The sequence below is a fragment of the Myxococcus stipitatus DSM 14675 genome (assembly GCF_000331735.1).
Classification (GTDB): domain Bacteria; phylum Myxococcota; class Myxococcia; order Myxococcales; family Myxococcaceae; genus Myxococcus; species Myxococcus stipitatus.
In genome coordinates this window covers 4,572,636-4,592,758 of record NC_020126.1, presented here as the reverse complement: position 1 = coordinate 4,592,758, position 20,123 = coordinate 4,572,636, and the positions used below count along the sequence as shown (strand labels likewise).

At 70.3% G+C, this 20,123-nt stretch carries 11 protein-coding genes; 8 read left to right on the top strand and 3 right to left on the bottom strand.

Going from position 1 to position 20,123, the window contains the following annotated elements; all coding sequences use genetic code 11:
• Positions 1-58: 58 nt before the first annotated feature.
• Complete coding sequence (locus MYSTI_RS17850; RefSeq protein ID WP_015349174.1) at positions 59-2,236, top strand: prolyl oligopeptidase family serine peptidase; 2,178 nt, start codon at positions 59-61, stop codon at positions 2,234-2,236.
• 119 nt (positions 2,237-2,355) lie between these two features.
• The gene (locus tag MYSTI_RS17845; protein WP_015349173.1) at positions 2,356-3,456 is read left to right on the top strand and encodes an alanine racemase; all 1,101 of its coding nucleotides are present in this window, start codon (positions 2,356-2,358) and stop codon (positions 3,454-3,456) included.
• A gap of 5 nt (positions 3,457-3,461) precedes the next feature.
• Here the strand turns inward: MYSTI_RS17845 and MYSTI_RS17840 are convergent, their stop codons facing one another.
• Entirely contained in the window at positions 3,462-4,469 is a 1,008-nt protein-coding gene (locus tag MYSTI_RS17840; RefSeq protein ID WP_015349172.1) for a TIR domain-containing protein, read from the bottom strand.
• 239 nt (positions 4,470-4,708) lie between these two features.
• On the opposite strand from MYSTI_RS17840, the gene MYSTI_RS17835 reads away from it, so the two are divergent.
• The 3 genes from MYSTI_RS17835 to MYSTI_RS17825 all read left to right on the top strand — a co-directional run bounded on the left by MYSTI_RS17835 (position 4,709) and on the right by MYSTI_RS17825 (position 7,880).
• Positions 4,709-6,016 carry a styrene monooxygenase/indole monooxygenase family protein gene (locus MYSTI_RS17835; RefSeq protein ID WP_015349171.1) on the top strand — a complete coding sequence of 436 codons (1,308 nt, stop codon included), beginning with the start codon at positions 4,709-4,711 and terminating at the stop codon, positions 6,014-6,016.
• A 110-nt stretch (positions 6,017-6,126) separates the two neighbouring features.
• Positions 6,127-7,083: a ketopantoate reductase family protein gene (locus tag MYSTI_RS17830; protein WP_015349170.1), complete on the top strand. Its 957-nt coding sequence runs from the start codon at positions 6,127-6,129 to the stop codon at positions 7,081-7,083.
• A gap of 50 nt (positions 7,084-7,133) precedes the next feature.
• A complete protein-coding gene (locus MYSTI_RS17825; protein ID WP_015349169.1) occupies positions 7,134-7,880 on the top strand; it encodes a hypothetical protein in 747 nt (248 codons plus the stop codon).
• Here the strand turns inward: MYSTI_RS17825 and MYSTI_RS17820 are convergent.
• A complete protein-coding gene (locus tag MYSTI_RS17820; protein ID WP_044280857.1) occupies positions 7,869-8,879 on the bottom strand; it encodes an Lnb N-terminal periplasmic domain-containing protein in 1,011 nt (336 codons plus the stop codon). The two genes, MYSTI_RS17825 and MYSTI_RS17820, sit on opposite strands and share 12 nt — an antisense overlap.
• Positions 8,880-9,037: 158 nt before the next feature.
• Between MYSTI_RS17820 and MYSTI_RS17815 the strand changes: the two genes are divergently transcribed.
• Complete coding sequence (locus MYSTI_RS17815; protein ID WP_015349167.1) at positions 9,038-10,690, top strand: cyclic peptide export ABC transporter; 1,653 nt, start codon at positions 9,038-9,040, stop codon at positions 10,688-10,690.
• Between the two features lie 147 nt (positions 10,691-10,837).
• Positions 10,838-11,911 carry a 4-hydroxyphenylpyruvate dioxygenase gene (hppD, locus tag MYSTI_RS17810; RefSeq protein WP_015349166.1) on the top strand — a complete coding sequence of 358 codons (1,074 nt, stop codon included), beginning with the start codon at positions 10,838-10,840 and terminating at the stop codon, positions 11,909-11,911.
• A gap of 10 nt (positions 11,912-11,921) precedes the next feature.
• On the opposite strand, the gene MYSTI_RS17805 is transcribed toward hppD, so the two are convergent.
• Positions 11,922-13,271 (bottom strand): cytochrome P450, encoded by a 1,350-nt coding sequence (locus tag MYSTI_RS17805; RefSeq protein WP_015349165.1) that lies wholly within the window; start codon positions 13,269-13,271, stop codon positions 11,922-11,924.
• 377 nt (positions 13,272-13,648) lie between these two features.
• On the opposite strand from MYSTI_RS17805, the gene MYSTI_RS17800 reads away from it, so the two are divergent.
• Positions 13,649-20,116 (top strand): MupA/Atu3671 family FMN-dependent luciferase-like monooxygenase, encoded by a 6,468-nt coding sequence (locus tag MYSTI_RS17800; protein ID WP_015349164.1) that lies wholly within the window; start codon positions 13,649-13,651, stop codon positions 20,114-20,116.
• Positions 20,117-20,123: the final 7 nt, after the last annotated feature.

Here is a 20,123-nt window from a genome sequence, read left to right as displayed (position 1 = left end):
CATGGCGGGAAGAGACGTGGCAGGCTGCGTCCGCTTTCACCATTCCCCCGAGGTGCAAATGAAGCTGACCACCGCATTGGCCGCGGCGACCCTGCTGCTGCCACTGGCGTCCCCCGCCGCGGGCAAGGGCCCGTCCAAGCCGCCCGCGACGGAGAAGAAGGAAGTGGTGGACACCTACCACGACACGCAGGTCCAGGACCCGTACCAGTGGCTGGAGGCGTCCGACGACGCGGGCGTGAAGCAATGGAACGACGCGCAGAACGCCCACACGCGCGCCATCCTGGACAAGCTCCCCGGCCGCGAGCCGCTGCGTCAGCGCATCACCCAGCTGCTCACCTGGAAGTCGCCGGGCTACGGCAAGCTGACCGAGGCGGGCGGCACCCTCTTCGCGGGGAAGTTCCAGCCGCCCCGACAGCAGCCGTTCGTGGTGGTGCTCGACTCGGTGGAGGACGCGTCGAAGGAGCGTGTGCTGCTGGACCCGATGGTGCTGGACCCGGCGGGCCACACCACCATCGACTTCTTCGTCCCCACGCGGGACGGCAAGAAGCTGGCGGTGTCGCTGTCGAAGAAGGGCACCGAGAGCGGCGACGTCGTCATCTATGACGTGGCCACGGGCAAGCAGCTGCCGGGTGAGCTGGTGCCCCGGGTCAACGGCGGCACCGCGGGCGGCGGTGTCGCCTGGAACGCGGACGGCACGGGCTTCTTCTACACGCGCTATCCGCGCGGCGAGGAGCGCGCCCCCGCGGACCGCGACTTCTTCCAGCAGGTGTACTTCCACAAGCTGGGCACGCCCACGGAGAAGGACACGTACGCGCTGGGCAAGGACTTCCCGCGCATCGCGATGACCGACCTGGAGTCGTCTCCGGACGGCAAGTACACCTCCGCGCTGGTCGCCAACGGCGACGGCGGCGAGTTCATGCTCTTCCTCCACGGCCCCGAGGGGAAGTGGACGCAGGTGACGAAGTTCGCGGACAAGGTCATCGGCTCGCAGTTCGGCCACGACGGCAACATCTACCTGCTCAGCCGGCAGGACGCCCCGCGTGGCAAGGTGCTGCGCCTGCCCCTGGCCACGCCGTCACTGGACAAGGCCACCGTGCTGGTGCCCGAGGGCCAGGCCAGCATCCAGGGTGTCTACGCGGCCAAGACGCGCCTCTACATCAACGAGCAGCTCGGGGGCCCGTCGCAGGTGCGCATGGTGGACCTGGCGGGCAAGGACCTGGGCCTCGTCCCGACGCCGCCGGTGTCGTCGGTGGGCGGGCTGGTGAGCGCGGGGGGTGACGACGTCTACTTCAGCAACGTCAGCTTCGTGCAGCCGCAGGCCTGGTACCGCTTCACCGTCAAGGACGGCCAGGTGGCGAAGACGGCCCTGGCGCGCACCAGCCCGTTGGACGTGAGCGACGTGGAGGTCATCCGCACCGAGGCCACGTCGAAGGACGGCACCAAGGTCCCCCTCACCATCCTCAAGAAGAAGGGCACCAAGCTCAACGGCAACAACCCCGCGCTGCTCACGGGCTACGGCGGCTTCAACATCTCCATCTCCCCGGGCTTCAACGCGCTGGCGGGCCTGTGGCTGGAGCAGGGCGGCGTCTACGCGGTGGCCAACCTGCGCGGTGGCTCGGAGTTCGGCGAGCAGTGGCACGCCGAGGGCTCGCTGACGAAGAAGCAGAACGTCTTCGACGACTTCTACGCCTGCGCGAAGCTGCTGGTGGAGAAGAAGTACACCCAGCCCAAGAAGCTGGCCATCCAGGGCGGCAGCAACGGCGGCCTGTTGATGGGCGCCGTCGTCACGCAGCACCCGGAGGCCTATGGCGCCGTGGTGGCCCGCGTGGGCCTCTACGACATGCTCCGCTCGGAGCGCACGTCCAACGGCCAGTTCAACGTCACCGAGTACGGCACGGTGAAGGACGCCGAGCAGTTCAAGGCGCTCCTCGCCTACTCCCCCGTCCACAACGTGAAGGACGGCGCGAAGTACCCGCCCGTGCTCTTCACCTCCGGCGCCAATGACCCGCGCGTGGACCCGTTCCACTCGCGGAAGATGGTGGCGCGGATGCAGGCGGCCACGTCGGCCAAGGGCCCCATCCTCCTGCGCGCCGACGCGGAGACGGGCCACGGCTCCGGCACCCCGCTCAGCGCGCGCATCGAGGAGGAGGTGGACGCGTACTCGTTCATCTTCAGCCAGCTGGGCGTGAAGTACCTGCCGCCCGCGAAGAACCTGCCCGCGCCCGCGCAGAAGTAAGGCAACGGACGCCCCGCTGTCCCACGAGGCCCGCCTGGTCCTGGAGGAGACTCCGGACACCTGGCGGGCCTTGTCGCGTCCGCGCGTTCCACTGGAGCCGCACCGCGCGCGGTGTCAGCATGCGCGGCATGGAGAACGCCTCGCTCGCAGCGCTCATGACGCCCGCCGCCCTCGTGGACCTGGAGCGCGTGGAGGCGAACCTCCAGCGCGTGTCCCGCTACACCCGCGAGCACGGGCTCCGCTGGCGACCCCACACGAAGACCCACAAGACGGCGGAGCTCACCGCGCTCCAGCTCGCCGCCGGCGCCGTGGGCGCCACCGTCGCCACCCCGCGCGAGGCCGAGGTCATGGCCACCGTCACCCCGGACATCCTCTTCGCCTACCCTCCCGTGGGCGCGGCCCGGCTCGCGAAGCTCCTGTCCCTTCCAGCGCGCACGAAGCTCACCGTGGCGCTCGACTCGCCCGAGTCCCTGGCGGCCCTGAGCCGCGCGGCCGGGCAAGCCGGACGCGACATCGGCGTGCTGGTGGAGCTGGACCTGGGCATGCGCCGCGTGGGCGTCGAGACTCCCGAGCAGGCCGTGGCGCTGGCGCGAGCCATCCAGACCTCCCCGGCGCTGACCTGGCGCGGGGTCATCTTCTATCCCGGGCACGTGCGCGCGCCGCTGCACCAACAAGCCGAAGCCGTGCGCGAGCAGAACACGCGGCTGGGCGCGTTCCTGGAGGCATTGGCGCGCGCGCAGCTGAAGCCCGAGGTCGTCAGCGGCGGCTCCACGCCGATGCTCTGGCGCTCGCATGAGGTGAAGGGCCTGACGGAGATCCGCCCGGGCATCAACGTGCTGAATGACCGCAACACCGCGTCCATCGGCGCGTGTGCGTGGGACGACTGCGCCTTCTCCGTGCTGGCCACCGTGGTGAGCACCGCCGTGCCCGGACAGGTGGTCATCGACGCGGGCTCCAAGGCGCTGGCCAAGGAAGAGGGCCTGGCCCCCGAGGGAGGCTACGGCGCGCTCCTGGACCGGCCGGACATCGTCGTCCGCAACGTCTCCGAGGAGCATGGCCTGCTGGACGTCTCCGCCATGTCGTGGCGCCCGCGCGTGGGAGACCTGGTGCGGGTCGTCCCCAACCACGTCTGCGCCTCCGTCAACCTGCACGAGCGGCTGCACGTCCTGCGCGGCGGCACCGTGACGGACACCTGGGCCGTCGCGGCGCGCGGCTGGTAGTCACGTCACGCGGGGCGGCCGAAGTCCATCCGCTCCAGCTCCCGCGTCAGCAGCGTCTCCAGCTCCCGGATGTTGCGGTAGACGATGCACCGGTACGAGGCCACGTCGAAGCGCAGCTCCTTCACGTCCCGCACCAGCAGCAGCGTGGGCCGGCCCTTGCCCCACGCGTAGCCGACCTCCAGGTACACGTTGGGGTTGGCCAGCGACAGGTCCGCGATGACGACCTTCGCGGTGTCGATGCGCTCCTTGATGCGCTGGATGATGGGCCCGTCGAACACGGCCTGGTCCACGCGCTCGCACAACAGGCCCACCGACTTCACCGGCCCCTGGATGCCGTAGTGGTACGTGTCCTCCAGCTCGGGCGTGAAGGGCATGGCGACGAAGGCATGGGGCTTCGCCATCGACACCGCGCCCGCGGTGGCCATCACCGGCGCCTGCACGAAGGCCCGGTCCCTGCGCACCCGGAAGCCGCCTCCCTGCAACGGCTCCACGCCCGCGGTGCCCCCCAGGCCCTTCTCCAGCGCGCGCCGCAGTCGCAGCGCGCGGCGATTGTCCAGCTCCACCAGCGTGAAGCGCTCCAACCCCTGAGGTCCAGTGCCTCGCTGGAAGGCTTCGATGAGCCCGCCGACGAGCGCCAGCACCGCCTCGTCCTCGTCCAGGCCGTAGTTGGGCCCGTGCACCGTGCTCACCACGTGCTTGAGCCCCGGGCGTGACTCCATCGCCTTCAGCGCGCGCTGCGTGAACTGGCGAATCTCGTGGTAGCCGAACGCACCCAGCCGCACCGTGCCCAGGAAGAGCGCCAGCGGCGAGCCCACCACGCCCCGCGTCTCCACGAAGCGGAACTCCCCCGGCTCCACCATCACCTGCGCGGGCGGAACCCCCACGACCTCCAGCCGCCGCGCCACCGACTCGGCCGCGCCGTACAGCCTTTGTGCATATTTGAACAGGGCGACATCCGCCGTCACTTCGGTGACGTCACCGACCTCCAACACCACATCCAGGGCCGCGCTCATCCCTCGACTGTACGGTCCCCGACGCTCCGCCCCCAACCTGGAAGCACTCCATCCGGTCGCGAACGGGTACAGGGGGACCCGTCTGGTCCTGAGACTCAGTGTATGGGGAAATTAAAGAACTCCACCCGCATTGTGATATGCAGCCCCGCACACCCTGGAACACCTGGGGAACCCCACATCCCGGGGAGACGCTTCCCCGACCTCGGTCTTTCGACTTGGAAAAAGTGAAGGAGAGGCAGATGGCGAGCATTGGAATCGTTGGAGCCGGCACCGCGGGTCTGCACCTGGGTCTGAAGCTTCTCGCCCAGGGGATTCCGGTGACCCTCTACTCGGAACAGGAGCCGGACGCGGTCCGCACCGGACGACTCCTGAACACCGTGACGCACCATGCGCCCACGCGAGCACGTGAGCGGGAGGTGTGGGTGGACTTCTGGGGGGTGCCGGAGCTGGCGATGAAGCGGCTCAGCATCCACGTGCATGCCCCGCAGCCCTTCTCCGTGCAGGGCCGGCTGAGCGACCCGAGCCTGTGCGTGGACTATCGCGTCTATCAGCCTCGGCTCGCGGAGGCCTTCGTGGAGCGCGGGGGGCGGCTCGAAATCCTGCCGGTGGACGCCGTCATGCTGGAGAAGCTGGCCAGCCGCCACACGCTGATGGTCGTCGCCACCGGACGCAATGGTCTCACCGGGCTGTTCCCGCGCATCCCGGAGCTGTCGCCGCACACGAAGCCGCCGAGGGTGTTGTTCGCCGCGCTGCTCGAGGGCCTGCGCATGCCGCAGCCGACGAGCATGCACACGAACCTGATTCCGGGTCAGGGCGAGGTCTTCGAGTCGCAGATCATCACGCGCCACGGCCGCGTCCCCAGCACCCTCATCGAGGCGATTCCCGGCACGGAGCTGGCGGCGCTCATCTCCCGCAAGCGCGACGACGACCCGGCCGCGCTCGACGCGTCGCTGCTGGAGGTCATGCGCCGCTTCGCGCCCGCCACGTATGAGCGCATCGACCCGACGGAGTTCGGCGTGCGCGGTCCGCTGGACTTCCTCCAGGGAGGCTTCACGCCCGCCGTGCGCCGCGCGTGGGCGCCGCTGGGCGAGGGCCGCTTCGTGATGGCGGTGGGCGACACGCACGTGACGAACGACCCCGTCGCGGGACAGGGCGCCAACGGCGCCTCCGCGTCCGCCTTCGCCCTGGCCCACGCCATCACGGACGCGCTCCTCGCGGAGCGTCCCTTCGACGAGGCCTTCTGCCGCGACACCGACGCGCGCATGTGGGCCGCCGTCGCGCCGACGACGCACTGGAGCAACGCGCTGCTCGAGCCGCCTCCCGCGCACCTCATCGACCTGCTGGTCACCGCGAGCCGCGACACGTTCGTGGCGGATGCCTTCGTCAGCGACATGATGATTCCCGAGCGCATCCTCCCCATCTGCGCCTCCCCCGAGGCCACCGCCGCCTATATCTCCGAGGCCCGGACGCCCCGCGCGGACCTGCTGGCCGCCAGCGGCGCGCTCGGCTGGGACACGGGCACGCGAATCCGCCCGCTCGCGGGCTGAGCCCGGCCTGACGCGGGAGGACCCCTGGCGCGAGGGCGCTCGCGAGAAGTCCAGGTCCTCCCCCGGAAGCCCCGTGGCGTGGCGGCGCCGCTCCGCTATCCTCTCCGGCCATGCGATTCGCCATCGTGGGCTCAGGTGGAGTGGGCGGCTACTACGGCGCGCGGCTGGTGCGCGCGGGACATGACGTGCGCTTCCTCGCGCGAGGGGCGCACCTGAGTGCCATGCGCTCGCGTGGGCTCACCATCCTGAGCGTGGAGGGAGACTTCACCGTCCCCGTCCGCGCCGAGGAGGACGCCGCCCGGCTGGGGCCCGTGGACGTGGTGGTCCTCGCGGTGAAGAACTACGACGTCGCCAGCGTGCTCCCGCAGGTGAAGGCCCTGGTCGCCGCGTCGGAGCGGCCCGCGCTGGGAGGCACCGGCGCCGTGGTCGTCACGCTCCAGAACGGCGTGGACAGCCCGTCGGAGGTCGCCGCCGCCGTGGGCGAGCTCACGGTCGTCGGAGGGACGACGTACATGTCCACCGCCATCCACGAGCCCGGCGTCATCCGCCAGGTGGGCACGCTCCACCGCATCGTGCTAGGCGAGGCCTTCGGCGACACGTCCCGCGTCTCCGAGCGCGTGCGGGTCCTCAAGGAGGAGCTGGCCCGCGCGGGGCTCAACGTGGAGGCGGTGGCGGACATCCGCGGGCCCCTCTGGGAGAAGCTGGCCTTCCTCGCGTCGATGTCCGGGTTCTGCACGGCGGGGCGCTCGGCGGTGGGCGTGCTGCGCGAGGGGCCCTTCTTCCGGGAGATGTTCCGCGAGGCCGTGTCGGAGGTGCTGCGCGTGGCCGCGGCGGAGGGCGTCGTCACCACCACCCGCGCGGAGGACGTGGTGCGCTTCATGGAGGACCTGCCCCGCGAGATGCGGCCGTCGATGATGGTGGACTTCGACGCGGGCAAGACCTTGGAGGTCGAGTACCTCCAGGGCACGGTGGCCCGGCGTGGCCATGCCCTGGGCATCCCCACCCCCGTCATGAGCACGCTCTATTCCGTCCTGATTCCCCACGCCCGGGGCACGCGCCAGGGCTGACGTCCTCGTTCCCATGCAATGGGGCGCGGGATTTCGCATAGAGAGAGTCAATGACCGAGCCAGGCCCTCACTCCCCGCCCAGCGCCCCCTCGTCCCCTCCCCTGGGCCGGGTGGCCTTCCACGCCGTCGCCGCCGGGCTGACGCCGCTCATCCCGGTGCCCTTCCTGGATGACTACGCGCTCTTCCAGGTGCGCGAGCAGCTGGTCCGCTCGCTGCTCGAGGAGCGGGGCTTGCGTGCCCCCGACAAGGCGGTGGAGGCCCTGGCGGGCTCCGGCCTGGGCCGCACGATGGGCGGCCGGCTGGTCAGCTACCTCAAGGGGCTGATGCTGCTTCCGGTGAAGAAGATGTTCCGCAAGGTCTTCTTCGTCCTCTGGGTGAAGGACTGCGTGGACGTGGCCTCCGTGTCCCTGCACCACGGCTACCTCCTGCACCATGCGCTCGCGCGAGGAGACCTGGACGCGCACAGCCTCACCGGGGACAAGCCGGAGACCATCCACGTCGCCATCGTCGCCGCCTGCGCGGAGGTGGATGCCCGGCCCGTCAACCAGGCCCTGCGCCGCATCTTCGAGAGCAGCCGCGTGCTGATGGCGGAGGCCCTGCGCGTCTTCGCCGCCCGAGGCAACGCCGGGCCCCGCACGCCCGAGGCCGGCGAGGGCGCGGAGGTCAAGTCGCTGTCGGACCGGCTGCTCGCCATCCTCTGGGAGGAGCGCGGCTACTTCACGGCGCTGGAGGCCCACTACGTGCGCCACCTCGAGGCCCGGCTCGCCTCCGCCCAGGGCCAGGCGTCAGGGGGCTGAGGCCGCGCGCGGCGCTTCCGGGTCGCGGATGCGCTGGGAGAAGTCCAGCGCGTTCGAGGCCGCCCACGCGCGCTCGTTGATGCGGTGCCGGGCGCGCACCACCTCCAGCGGAGCGTCCGTGTCGATGAGCCCCAGCTCGTACGCGAGCGCGTCGGAGAAGGCCGGCAGCAGCGTGCGGTGGTCATACGGCACGTCCACCGCGCTCACCTTCTCGAAGTGCTTCACCAGGTTGGTGGTGCAGTTGTTGGAGACCGAGTCGTAGAACTCCGGCCGCGCGTGCAGCGCGTTCATCCGCGCCACCATGTCCATGAAGAAGTCGGCGACGCGCTCCTTCGACGCCTTCACGGGGTAGAGGTACACGTCGTCCTTGCGGTGGTTGGAGCGCAGCTGCACCAGGTCCCGCTCGTCCCCCACCACGTAGACGAGCTCGAACTGGCGGAAGAGCCCTCCCAAGGCGGAGAACGTCTCGCCCTTCTCCCGGCGGATCTCCACGGAGAAGACGACGTAGCGGCCGTCCGCGAAGCCGAAGCTCACCATGGTGTGCGCGGCGCCGAAGAAGCCCGAGAAGGGCTCGACGATGAACCACGCGCCCGTCAGCGCGTTCGCGTCGTAGGTGCCCGAGAACCAGGACGCATCCCAGTCCGTCGTGCTCCGGTAGCGGAAGTCCCGCATGTCATGGAACGTCACGCGGGTGCCGTCGACATCGGCGCGCGCCACCTTCTCCAGGTCCGGCGCCCAGTCACGCTCCGTGGAGGGCTTCACCGTGCGCCCCCAGAGCGAGACACCCACGCAGCCGGCCACCACCCACGCCACCGCCCCCCACCGGGAGCCCCTGCGCCACGCGACGAAGCACGCCCCGGCCAGGAGCACCCCCGCCCCCAGGGCCCGCCACCCGTGGGCCCCCTCGGGCCCCGCCCCCGTCAAGGCCAGCCCGAGCCCAGCCCAGGCGCTCCCCAGCAAGAGCACCGCGGTGGTGAGAATCGTCACAAGCAGTCGCATCTCATCCTTATCGCCCACCCCTGACACGGCCGCCACTCGCGTCGTGCCCGGTTGCTCCTGGAAACAACGTGTCCCCCGGGTATCACTTCATGCGGCAATGACATATGAAAGCGGCGATGGCTCGTATCTCCGAGCCATCCAGGTCTCCTGGAGCCGTCGTGTCATTGCTCGCCCTGCTCTTCCAGAAGTCCAAGCTGCCCATCATCTTCGCGGCACTGCTGGGCATCCTCACGGGTGCCTCCAGCGCGGCGCTCGTCGCGGTGATGAATCAGGCGTTGACGTCCCGCACGGTGGCGGATGCCCTGCTGCTGGGGCCCGCGTTCGCCGGGCTCGCCGCGGCGGTGCTCGTGCTGCGCATCGTCTCGCAGATGCAGCTCAACTCCCTTCAGCAGATGGCGCTCCTGGACCTGCGGCTGTCGCTGTGCCGGCGCATCCTGGAGGCCCCGCTGCGCAAGCTGGAGGAGTCCGGGCAGCACAAGCTGATGGCGGCGCTGACGGAGGACATCGCCGTCATCAACACCACCATCGCCGTCATCCCGAGCGTCATCATCTCCCTGGCGACGCTGGCCGGGTGCCTCGTCTACCTGGCGTGGCTGTCCGGCCCGCTGCTGGCGTTGGTCCTGTGCGTCGTCGCGGTGGTGCTCGCGAGCGTGGCCCTCCCCAACCGCTACGCCTACTCGCAGTTCTTCCGCCGCCGCGAGAGCCACGACGCGCTCTACTCCCACTTCCAGACCCTCATCGACGGGTCCAAGGAGCTGCAGCTCCACCAGGCGCGCAGCGAGGACTTCTTCAACAAGGAGCTCCAGCCCACCGCGGAGGAGGTCTCCCGCATCTCGCGCGTCACCAACAACCTCTTCATCATCGCCGGAGGTTGGGGCGGCTTCATGGTGATGGTGGTCATCGGCATCATCCTGTTCGTCGTCCCCCGCTTCCAGCCCGTGGACATGCCCACCCTGGCCGCGTACGCGCTGGTGGTGCTCTACCTCCAGCAGCCGCTCGACGGGCTGATGCACCAGTGGCCGAACCTGTCGCGCAGCCACATCGCGATGAAGAAGCTGGAGAAGCTGGGCCTGTCGCTGCAGGACCCGCAGCCCCCGTCGCGCGACGCCGTCATCAACCCGCGCTTCGAGCGCATCGAGCTGGCGGACATCGCCCACAGCTACTACCGCGAGCATGACGGCGCGACCTTCACCCTGGGCCCCATCAACACGACGGTGCGCCGGGGCGAGCTCGTCTTCCTGGTCGGCGGCAACGGCAGCGGCAAGACGACGCTGGCCAAGCTCTTCACCGGGCTGTACGTGCCGGAGAAGGGGGAGCTGCGCGTGGACGGAGTCCCCGTCGAGGCCGCCACGCGGCGCGCCTACCGGCAGCTCTTCTCCGCCGTCTTCTTCGACTTCCACCTCTTTGAACGAATGCTCGGTCTGGAGCATCCCGGCATGGAGGACCAGGCCCGCGCCTACCTGTCACGGCTGCAGCTCGAGAAGAAGGTGCGCGTGGAGAACGGCCGGCTCTCCACCGTGGCGCTCTCCCAGGGACAGCGCAAGCGCCTGGCCCTGCTCACCTCCGTCCTGGAGGACCGCGCCATCTACGTCTTCGACGAGTGGGCCGCGGACCAGGACCCCGTCTTCCGTGAGCTGTTCTACCGGGAGCTGCTGCCCTCGCTGAAGCAGCAGGGGAAGCTCGTCTTCGTCATCAGCCACGATGACCGCTACTTCCACCTGGCGGACCGCATCCTCAAGTTGGAGTCCGGGCAGCTCGTGTCGGACCAGGTCGCCACGCCTGCTGTCACACCCACCATGCAGGTTGGGTGACTCCATACAAGACGGCTGTCCAGCCTCTCCGTAACAAGATGTCTATACAGAAAGTCGTGCTATTCAAATCTAGCTTGAAATAGATATCTGGCGCGCCCGCCCAGAGATTCCTGGCTGGCCATGTCCCCGTGATTCGAGGTCTTGAGCATGGAGTTCTCGAGAGTGGAGCATGCCGAGCTGTTCGTGGGTGACGCGGTCCTCTCCTCCTATTTCTTCTGCCATGCGCTGGGCTTCCGGATGGTGGCCAGCGGCGGGCCGGAGACAGGGTTGCCGGGCCGGCGCTCCTTCGTGCTCGAGCAGGGCGCCGCGAGGCTCGTCGTCACCTCGGCCCTGGACGCGGACAGCGAGGTCGCGGCTTTCGTCCGCACGCATGGAGACGGCGTGCGAGACATCGCGCTGGGGACTCCGGACGCGCACGCGGCCTTCACCGAGGCGGTGCGCCGGGGCGCCAGGCCCGTGGCGGAGCCCGTCACGTACGAGTCCCACGGCCAGCGCGTGGTGAAGGCCACCATCGCGGGGCCCGGGGACTGGGTGCACTCGTTCATCCAGCGCGACGCCTCCTCGTCCGACGTCCTGCCGGGCGTCTACCTGCCGGTGGAGGCGGGCCCGTCAGGTGGCGCGTCCCTCTTCACCGCGGTGGACCACTTCGCCTTCGCGCTGCGCCCGCACACGCTGATGGACACCGTCGGCTTCTACGAGTCGGTCCTCGGCTTCGAGCAGACCCACCGCGAGGACGTGCGCACCGAGTACAGCGGGATGAGCTCGCGCGTGGTGCAGTCCGTCGGGGGCCGCGTCTGCTTCCCGCTGCAGGAGCCGGTCAGCGGCACGCGGCGCGGACAGTTGGAGGACTTTCTCGGCGCCCATGGCGGCGCGGGCGTGCAGCACATCGCCTTCCTGTCGAACGACATCGCCCGCGCGGTGGACGCCCTCCGTCAGCACGGGGTGAGCCTGCTGGACGCGCCCCAGGGCTACTACGAGAGCCTGGAGGCGCGGCTGGGCACGCTGAGCCCCTTCGAGCGCGAGCCGCTGCAGGCGCGCAACATCCTGATGGACCGCGACGCGTGGGGCGCGCTGCTGCAGGTCTTCACCCGCTCGCAGCACGCCCGGCGCACGCTCTTCTTCGAGGTCATCCAGCGCCACCAGGCTCGCGGCTTCGGTGGCGCCAACATCCAGGCGCTCTACGCGGCCAAGGAGCAGGAGGCCGTGCGCGCCGCGAGCTGAGCGGCGCGCTTCAGGGCCGGGGCTCGAGCGTCATCGGGAGCCCGCCCCGGGGCAGCAGTGAGATGCCCGGATGGATGTCCACCCGCCGACCCGGAATGCCGCGGAGGCGGAAGCGCTGGGAGACCATGGCCAGCACCAGCGCGCCGAACATCAGCGACAGGTTGTTGGCGATGCAGATGTGCTGGCCTCCACCGAACGGCAGGTAGGCGAACTTGTGCCGTGCGGGGCCCCCGGGGGCGAAGCGGTCCGGGTCGAAGACCTCCGGCGAGGACCAGAACTCCGGATGCCGGTGGATGATGTACGAGATGGCCATGAAGACCGTCCCGGGCGCCACCGGATACGTGCCCAGCGTGTCCGCCGCGCCCGCCACCCGCACCAGCTTCCAGGCCGTGGGATAGAGCCGGAGCGACTCCTCGAACACCTGGGTGGCGTAGCGCAGCCGGGGCAGGTCCTCCAGCGTCGGCGCACGGCCGCCCAGCACCGCGGCGCTCTCGGAGGCCAGGCGGTCGGCGATCTCCGGGTGGAGTGACAGCAGGTGCCAGCCCCACGCGAGCGCGGCCCCGGGTCCCTCGTTGCCCGAGAACAGGTTCATGAACTCGTCCCGCAGCTCCTTCTCCGTCATGGCCTCGCCCGTGTCGCGGTCTCTCGCCGCGACGAGCATCGCCATGATGTCGTCCTCGGGGCCGCCCTCGCGGCGCCGCTCGACGACCTCCTTCGCCTTGCGGCGCATCAGCCGCTGCGTGTCGAAGAAGTCCGCCCACTTGCGCCGGTAGAGCGGCAGCCGCTCCAGCCGGAGCACCCGCGCCAGCAAGCTCTCGCGCGCGTTGAAGGTGTGCATCATCCGCCGGACGGCCGCGGTCGTCGGTGCGTCGGGCACCTCCGAGTACAGCGCGCGCGTCGTCATGTGCAGGGAGAGGATGCCCATCTCCTCCGCGATATCGAGCGGCTGCGCGGCCCGCGTGCGCTCCTCCCACGACTTCAACATCCCGTCGATGAGCGCCGCCATGCCCGACAGCAGGCCGTTGAGCCGCTCCCGGTGGAACGAGGGCTGGACGAGCCGCCGCTGCCGGCGCCAGTAGGTGCCCTCGCTCACGAACAGCCCGTTACCCAGGAAGGGGTCATTCACCAGCGGGGGCTTCGAGTAGTTGTTGGCGTTCTCCGTGAGGAAATACCGGACGTGATCCGGATGACTCACCAGATAGGTCGTTTCACCCCCGAGTTTGAGACGGACCACATCGCCATGCTTGCGGAAGCTCTCGACGGCGAACCCCAGGGGGTCGCGATCATGGCGCAACAGGTGGCCCCAGAGCGGTAGCCCCCAAGGGCTGGGCGGGTGCGACGGAACTTGAGTCGAATCCATGGGGTCTCGCGAGCGTTTCACTTCATTTCAGTGAAGCCCCGGAGGCGTGAAAACCACGGGCTTGCTCCAATTTTGGGCTCACTGGACAATCACGATAAAACAAGAGATGAAGCTATAGGGCATGCCGCAACTTCGACCTTATTTTCTTTGTTCGCGGCTCTGGAATACAGCGACGTGACTTCGTGCGGCAGCGGGCCACTCGCGTCAGACGAGGGAGAGATGCTCGGCCAACCTCTCGATGAGGTGGTTTGCCGGAGTCTCGCGCTGCCAGGGGAACGAGGACTTCACAGGCATTTCTTTCGTGAAGTCGCTTGGGGAGAAAACAACTCCCTGAGCACACGGCACCATCATCTCGAGCCGTCCGCCGGGGAGTACGTATGAATCAGCGCAACGAAAAGTCCGTGGGAGACTTCCACAACCTCGTCGACCTGCTGAGCTATCGCGCGCAGGTGCGCGGAGACGCGTTGCTCTACCGCTTCCTGGAGTCGGGCGACGTGGACGGCCCGGTGGAAGAGTGGAGCTACGCGAAGCTGGACGCGCGGGCGCGGGCGTTGGGCGCGCGGCTGCGGGCTTCGGGTGCGACGGGTGAGCGTGCGCTGTTGCTGTATCCGCCCGGGATGGAGTTCGTCGCGGGCTTCATGGGGTGCCTGTACGGCGGCGTCATCGCGGTGCCGTGCTATCCGCCGGACCCGACGCGGCTGGAGCGCACCCTGCCCCGCCTTCGCGCCATCGCGCAGGACTGCGGCGCGCGCTACGTGCTCACCACGCAGTTCATCGTGGACATGTCGGAGCTGTTCAAGCCGCAGGCGCCGGAGCTCGCGGAGCTCGAGTGGCTGGCGAGCGACTCGGTGCCGGAGGACCTGGCGGCGGACTGGCGCCGTCCGGAGCTGGAGGGGAACACGCTGGCGTTCCTCCAGTACACCTCCGGCTCCACGGGCAACCCCAAGGGCGTGATGGTGAGCCACGCCAACATCCTCCACAACGAGGCGTTCATCACCCGAGGCTTCGGGCTGGATGCGTCGCGCTCGTCGGGCATGGGCTGGCTGCCCATGTTCCATGACATGGGCCTCATCGGGAAGGTGCTCCAGCCGCTCTACCTGGGCTTCCCCTGCACGCTGATGTCGCCCATCTCCTTCCTGCAGCGTCCGCTGCGCTGGCTGGAGGCCATCTCCCACTACCAGGCCACGTGCAGCGGAGGTCCCAACTTCGCGTACGACTTGTGCGTGAGGAAGGCGACCGAGGAGGACCGCGCGAAGCTGAAGCTGCACAGCTGGGACCTGGCCTTCAACGGCGCGGAGCCGGTGCGGCGCGAGACGCTGGAGCGCTTCGCGGAGACCTTCGCCCCCTGCGGCTTCCGGCGCACGGCCTTCTACCCGTGCTACGGCCTGGCGGAGACGACGCTCATCGTCACGGGTGGAACGAAGGGCCAGCCCTACGTCCATGGCCAGTTCGTGTCGGACGCGATGGAGCAGGGCCGGGCCCAGGAAGCGGACGCGGACGCGCCTGGGACTCGCACGCTGGTGGGCGCGGGCATCAGCGCGCCGGATCAGCGCGTGCTCATCGTCCACCCCGAGTCGCGCGAGGTGCTCCCGGCGAACTCCGTGGGAGAGATCTGGGTCTCCGGCCCCAGCGTGGCGCAGGGCTACTGGGCGCGTCCGGAAGAGACGGCTCACGCGTTCGACGCGAAGCTGTCCTCGGGCGAGGGGCCCTTCCTGCGCACGGGCGACCTGGCGTTCCTCTCGGCCTCGGGCGAGCTCTTCGTCACCGGCCGCTTGAAGGACCTGCTCATCATCCGGGGCCGCAACCTGTATCCGCAGGATCTGGAGATGGACGCGGAGCGGGCGCACCGCGCGGTGCGCGCGGGCTGCAGCGCGGCCTTCAGCGTGGACGTGGAGGGCGAGGAGCGGCTCGTCATCGCCCTGGAAGTGGACGTGCGCGACGGGTTCGACGCGTCCGCGGTGGTGGCGGCCGTGCGGCAGCGGCTCGCGGAGCAGCACACCGTACACGCGCATGGCATCGTGCTGCTCCAGGCGCGCAGCATCCCCAAGACGTCGAGCGGGAAGATCCAGCGCCGGGCCACCAAGGCCGCGTACCTAGCCGGCGAGCTGGAGGTCGTCGAGCTGTCGGTGGCGGAGACCGAGCCCGTCGCGGCGCCCGTGGCTCCGACGCTCCCGCTGAAGGAGCTGCTCGTCACGGCGTCCGAGACGGAGCGCCGCACGCACGTGGAGGAGTTCCTCAAGCACGCCGTGGCGCGGACGCTGCGCGTGGATGTCCGCAAGCTCCAGGGAGACTCGTCGCTGGCGAGCCTGGGCCTGGACTCGCTGATGGTGCTGGAGCTCCACGGCATGCTCGAGTCGGAGCTGGGCGTGGCGCTCCCCGCCGCCTTCCTCTGGATGAGCCAGACGCTGGAGGCCGCGGCCGACAAGCTCCTGGAGGCGTGGCAGGGCGTGCGGCCGGACTTCTCGCTCGCGGCGCCCCCGCTGACGGCGGGCCCCCGCGACGGTGAGCTGCCCCTGTCGTCGGGCCAGCTGCGGCTGTGGTTCCTGGACCGGCTGGTGCCGGACAGCGCGCTGTACAACGTCCACTTCCAGCTCCACCTCGGCGGGCCGCTGGATGTGGAGGCCCTGCGCCGCGGCCTGGATGCGCTGCTCACGCGCCACCCGCTGCTGTGCGCGTCCTTCCCCGAGGTGGAGGGCCAGCCGCGCCTCGTCGTCCGCGCGCCCACGTCGCTGCCCTTGCCGCAGGTGGACCTGCGCTCGGAGAAGCCCGAAGCGCGGGACGCGGCGCTGCGGCGGCTGGCGCTGGAGCAGGCGCGCGAGCCCTTCCGCCTGATGGAGGGCCCCACCGTGCGCGCGTCGCTGGTGCGGCTGGGCGAGAACGACCACCGGCTGCTGATGACGCAGCACCACATCGTGACCGACGGCTGGTCCGTGGGCGTGCTGGGCCGCGAGCTCGCCGCGCTGTACCGCGCGCAGGTCGCTGGCGGCACCGCGAACCTCCCCCCTCCCCGCCTCCACTACGCGGACTACTCGCGCTGGCAGCAGGGCCTGGGCCCGCTGCTCGATGGGCAGCGTGCGTACTGGGCGAAGCAGCTCGCGGGGTTGCCTCGACTGGAGCTGCCCACGGACTTCACGCGGCCGCGTGAGCCGCGAGTCCAGGGCGCGCTGCACCGCCTGACGCTGGACCGCTCGCTGGTGGAGTCGCTGCGCGCCTTGGGCCGCCGCGAGGGCTGCACGCTCTTCATCACGCTGACGGCGGCGTGGACGGCGCTGCTCCACCGCTACAGCGGCCAGGAAGACTTCGCCGTGGGCACGGTGGTGGCGAACCGCGAGCGGCCGGAGCTGCGCGACGTGCTGGGCTTCTTCGCGCACACGCTCGCGCTGCGCGCGGACCTCGCGGGCCAGCCGAGCTTCCGTGAGCTGCTCACCCGCACGCGGCGGACGTTCCACGAGGCCCTGGCCCACGCGGACCTCCCGTTCGAGGACGTGGTGGCCTCCGCGCGGGTGCCCCGTGGCGGCGCGGACAACCCGCTCTTCCAGACGGCCCTGCTGCTCGAGGCGCTCCCGCCCACGGACCTGACGGTGCCGGGCATGGAGTGGCGCCCGGTGCTCCCCGTGCCGGACGGCGCGGTGGAGGGCACGTCGAAGTTCGACCTCCAGCTCTCCCTCGTCGAGACGGCGGACGGACTGTCCGGGGCACTCGAGTACCGCACGGACCTCTTCGCTCCCGCGACGGTGGCGCGGCTCGCCACCCACCTGGAGACGGTGCTGCGCGCGGCGGTGGACGCCGTGGAGCTGAAGGTGGACGACCTGCCGCTGCTGGGCGCGGAGGAGACGCGCCGGTTGCTGGTGGACTGGAACGACCTCACCCCCGCGCAGGCCGACGACGCGGCGCTGTGCATCCATGCGCAGTTCCGCGCGCAGGCGGCTCGCACGCCCGACGCGGTGGCGGTGGCGGGTGACGACGCGACGCTCACGTACGCGGAGCTGGAGGGTCGCGCGAACGCGCTGGCCTGGCGGCTGAGGGACGCGGGGGTCGGCCCCGAGGTGCGCGTGGGCCTGTGCCTGGAGCGCTCGGCGGCCATGATGGTCGCCATGCTGGGCGTGCTCAAGGCGGGCGGCGCGTACGTGCCCCTGGACCCGGACTATCCCCGCGAGCGGCTCGCCTTCATGCTGGAGGACTCGGGCGCCGCGGTGCTGCTCACCGAGACGCATCTGCAGGGCTCCATTCCTCCCGGGCGCGCGCGCGTCGTGCTGCTGGACGATGCCTCCGTGGATGCTCGCGAGGCGCGGGACGTGCCGCCCGCGTCGGGCACGAGCACGGCGAGCCTCGCGTACGTCATCTACACCTCCGGCTCCACGGGACGTCCCAAGGGCGTCATGGTGCCGCACGGGGGCGTGGCCAACTTCTTCACCGCGATGGATGCGCGCCTGGGCCATCAGCCCGTGGGCTCATGGCTGGCCGTCACCAGCATCTCCTTCGACATCTCCGTGCTGGAGCTGCTGTGGACGCTCACGCGCGGCTTCAAGGTCGTGGTGCAGGGAGAAGGCGCGCTGCTCAAGGCTCCGTCCCGCGTCGCGGCGGCGCGGCGCAAGCCGATGGAGCTCAGCCTCTTCTACTTCGCGGACGACGCGGAGAAGTCGACGGGGGACCACTACCGCCTGCTGATGGAGGGTGCGAAGTTCGCCGACCGCCATGGCTTCGCGGCGGTGTGGACGCCGGAGCGTCACTTCCACGCCTTCGGTGGGCTGTACCCCAGCCCCGCCGTCGCGAGCGCGGCCATCGCCGCCGTGACGGAGCGCGTGGCCATCCGCGCGGGCAGCGTCGTGTTGCCGCTGCACCACCCGGTGCGCGTCGCCGAGGAATGGGCGTTGGTGGACAACCTGTCGAAGGGCCGCGTGGGCATCTCCGTGGCCTCCGGCTGGCACGCGAATGACTTCGTCTTCGCACCCGAGCGCTACGAGAAGCGCCGCGAGCTGATGATGGAGGGGCTGGAGACGGTGCGCCGGCTCTGGCGCGGAGAGACGCTGCGGATGCAGGGCGGCGCGGGCGCGCAGGTGGACGTCACGCTGCGGCCCCGTCCCCTCCAGAAGGACCTGCCGGTGTGGCTCACGGCGGCGGGCAATCCCGACACGTTCATCACCGCGGGGCGCATGGGCTGCCATGTCCTCACGCACCTGCTCGGCCAGACGTGGGAAGACCTGGAGAAGAAGCTCGCGCTCTATCGCGACGCCTGGCGCGCGGCCGGTCACGCGGGTGACGGACACGTCACGCTGATGCTCCACACGTTCATCGGCGAGGACGCCGCGCAGGTGCGCGCGGTGGTGGAGAAGCCCTTCCGCGACTACCTGCGCAGCTCCGCCGACCTGATGCGCGGCCTGGGGCGGACGCTGGGCGTGGACCTGGACACCGCGACGGAGGCAGACCTGGACCGCCTCGCCGCGCAGGCCTTCGAGCGCTACTTCGAGACGAGCGGCCTGTTCGGCACGCCGCGCTCCGTGCGCGAGCGGATGGAGCAACTCCGCGCGCTGGGCGTGGACGAGGTCGGCTGCCTCATCGACTTCGGCATCCCCGCGGAGACGGTGCTGGCCAGCCTGCCCCGCCTGCACGAGGTGAAGTGCCAGGCGGACCGCGATGGCCGCCGCGCGAGCACCGCGCGCTCCATCCCGCTCAACCTGCGCGAGCACGCCGTGACGCATCTGCAGTGCACGCCGTCGCTGGCGCGCGCGCTCATGGCGGAGCCCGAGTCCGTGGAGGCGCTGTCCGGCCTGCGCCGCCTCATGGTCGGCGGCGAGGCGCTCCCGTCGTCGCTGGGGACGACGCTGCGTCAGGCCCTGGGCGAAGGGGCCCGGCTGCTCAACATGTACGGCCCCACGGAGACGACCATCTGGTCCTCGACGCACGACGTGCGTGACGAGAGCAGCCCGGTGGCGTCCATCGGCTCGCCGTTCTCCCGCACGCAGTTCTACCTGCTCGACGCGAAGCTGCGGCCGGTGCCGGTGGGAGTCCCGGGCGAGCTCTTCATCGGTGGAGCGGGCGTGGTGCGGGGCTACCTCTCGCGGCCGGAGCTGACCGCGGAGCGCTTCGTGCCGGACCCGTTCTCGCGAGAGCCGGGCGCGCGCGTGTACCGCACGGGAGACCGGGCGCGCTGGCGCGACGACGGCACGGTGGAGTTCCTGGGCCGCGTGGACCACCAGCTCAAGGTGCGGGGCTTCCGCATCGAGGCCGGTGAAATCGAAGCGGTGCTGAGCGCGAGGCCGGAGGTGCGCGAGGCGGTGGTGGTGGCCCGCGAGGACTCGCCGGGCGACGTGCGGCTGGTGGCCTACGTGGTGGCGCGCGACGGGCAGACGGTGGACGCGACGGCGCTGCGAGACGCGGTGGCGCTGCGGCTGCCGGAGCACATGGTCCCCTCGCTGCTGGTGACGCTGCCGGCGCTGCCGCTCACGCCCAATGGCAAGGTGGACCGCAAGGCCCTCCCCGCCCCCACCGCGGCCCGCGCCTCGCGCGCGGCCTACGTGGCGCCGCAGAGCCAGCTCGAGCTGCAGATCTCCGACGTGTGGAAGCAGGTGCTCAACGTCGAGCAGGTCGGCGTGGACGACAACTTCTTCGACCTGGGTGGGCACTCGCTGCTCATGGTGCAGGTGCATGCGCGGCTCAAGGCGGTGCTGGGCTCGGAGCTGCCCTTGCTCAAGCTGCTGGAGCACCCGACGGTCAGCGCCCTCGCGCGCTACCTGCGGCAGGGTCCCGCATCGAATGTCACCCCGGTCGAGTCTGCTCAGGACCGGGCGAAGCGCCAGCTCGAGAGCATGAAGCGGCAGCAACAGCGCGCCAGGAAACAGGGGTAGGTCTGTC

Bases quoted from the DNA above. Each gene is read 5' to 3' on its own strand.
- hppD (WP_015349166.1), top strand. From the start codon at position 10,838: ATGGAGTTCTCGAGAGTGGAGCATGCCGAGCTGTTCGTGGGTGACGCG.
- MYSTI_RS17845 (WP_015349173.1), top strand. From the start codon at position 2,356: ATGCGCGGCATGGAGAACGCCTCGCTCGCAGCGCTCATGACGCCCGCC.
- MYSTI_RS17825 (WP_015349169.1), top strand. From the start codon at position 7,134: ATGACCGAGCCAGGCCCTCACTCCCCGCCCAGCGCCCCCTCGTCCCCT.
- MYSTI_RS17800 (WP_015349164.1), top strand. From the start codon at position 13,649: ATGAATCAGCGCAACGAAAAGTCCGTGGGAGACTTCCACAACCTCGTC.
- MYSTI_RS17835 (WP_015349171.1), top strand. From the start codon at position 4,709: ATGGCGAGCATTGGAATCGTTGGAGCCGGCACCGCGGGTCTGCACCTG.
- MYSTI_RS17850 (WP_015349174.1), top strand. From the start codon at position 59: ATGAAGCTGACCACCGCATTGGCCGCGGCGACCCTGCTGCTGCCACTG.
- MYSTI_RS17830 (WP_015349170.1), top strand. From the start codon at position 6,127: ATGCGATTCGCCATCGTGGGCTCAGGTGGAGTGGGCGGCTACTACGGC.
- MYSTI_RS17820 (WP_044280857.1), bottom strand. From the start codon at position 8,879: ATGCGACTGCTTGTGACGATTCTCACCACCGCGGTGCTCTTGCTGGGG.
- MYSTI_RS17840 (WP_015349172.1), bottom strand. From the start codon at position 4,469: ATGAGCGCGGCCCTGGATGTGGTGTTGGAGGTCGGTGACGTCACCGAA.
- MYSTI_RS17805 (WP_015349165.1), bottom strand. From the start codon at position 13,271: ATGGATTCGACTCAAGTTCCGTCGCACCCGCCCAGCCCTTGGGGGCTA.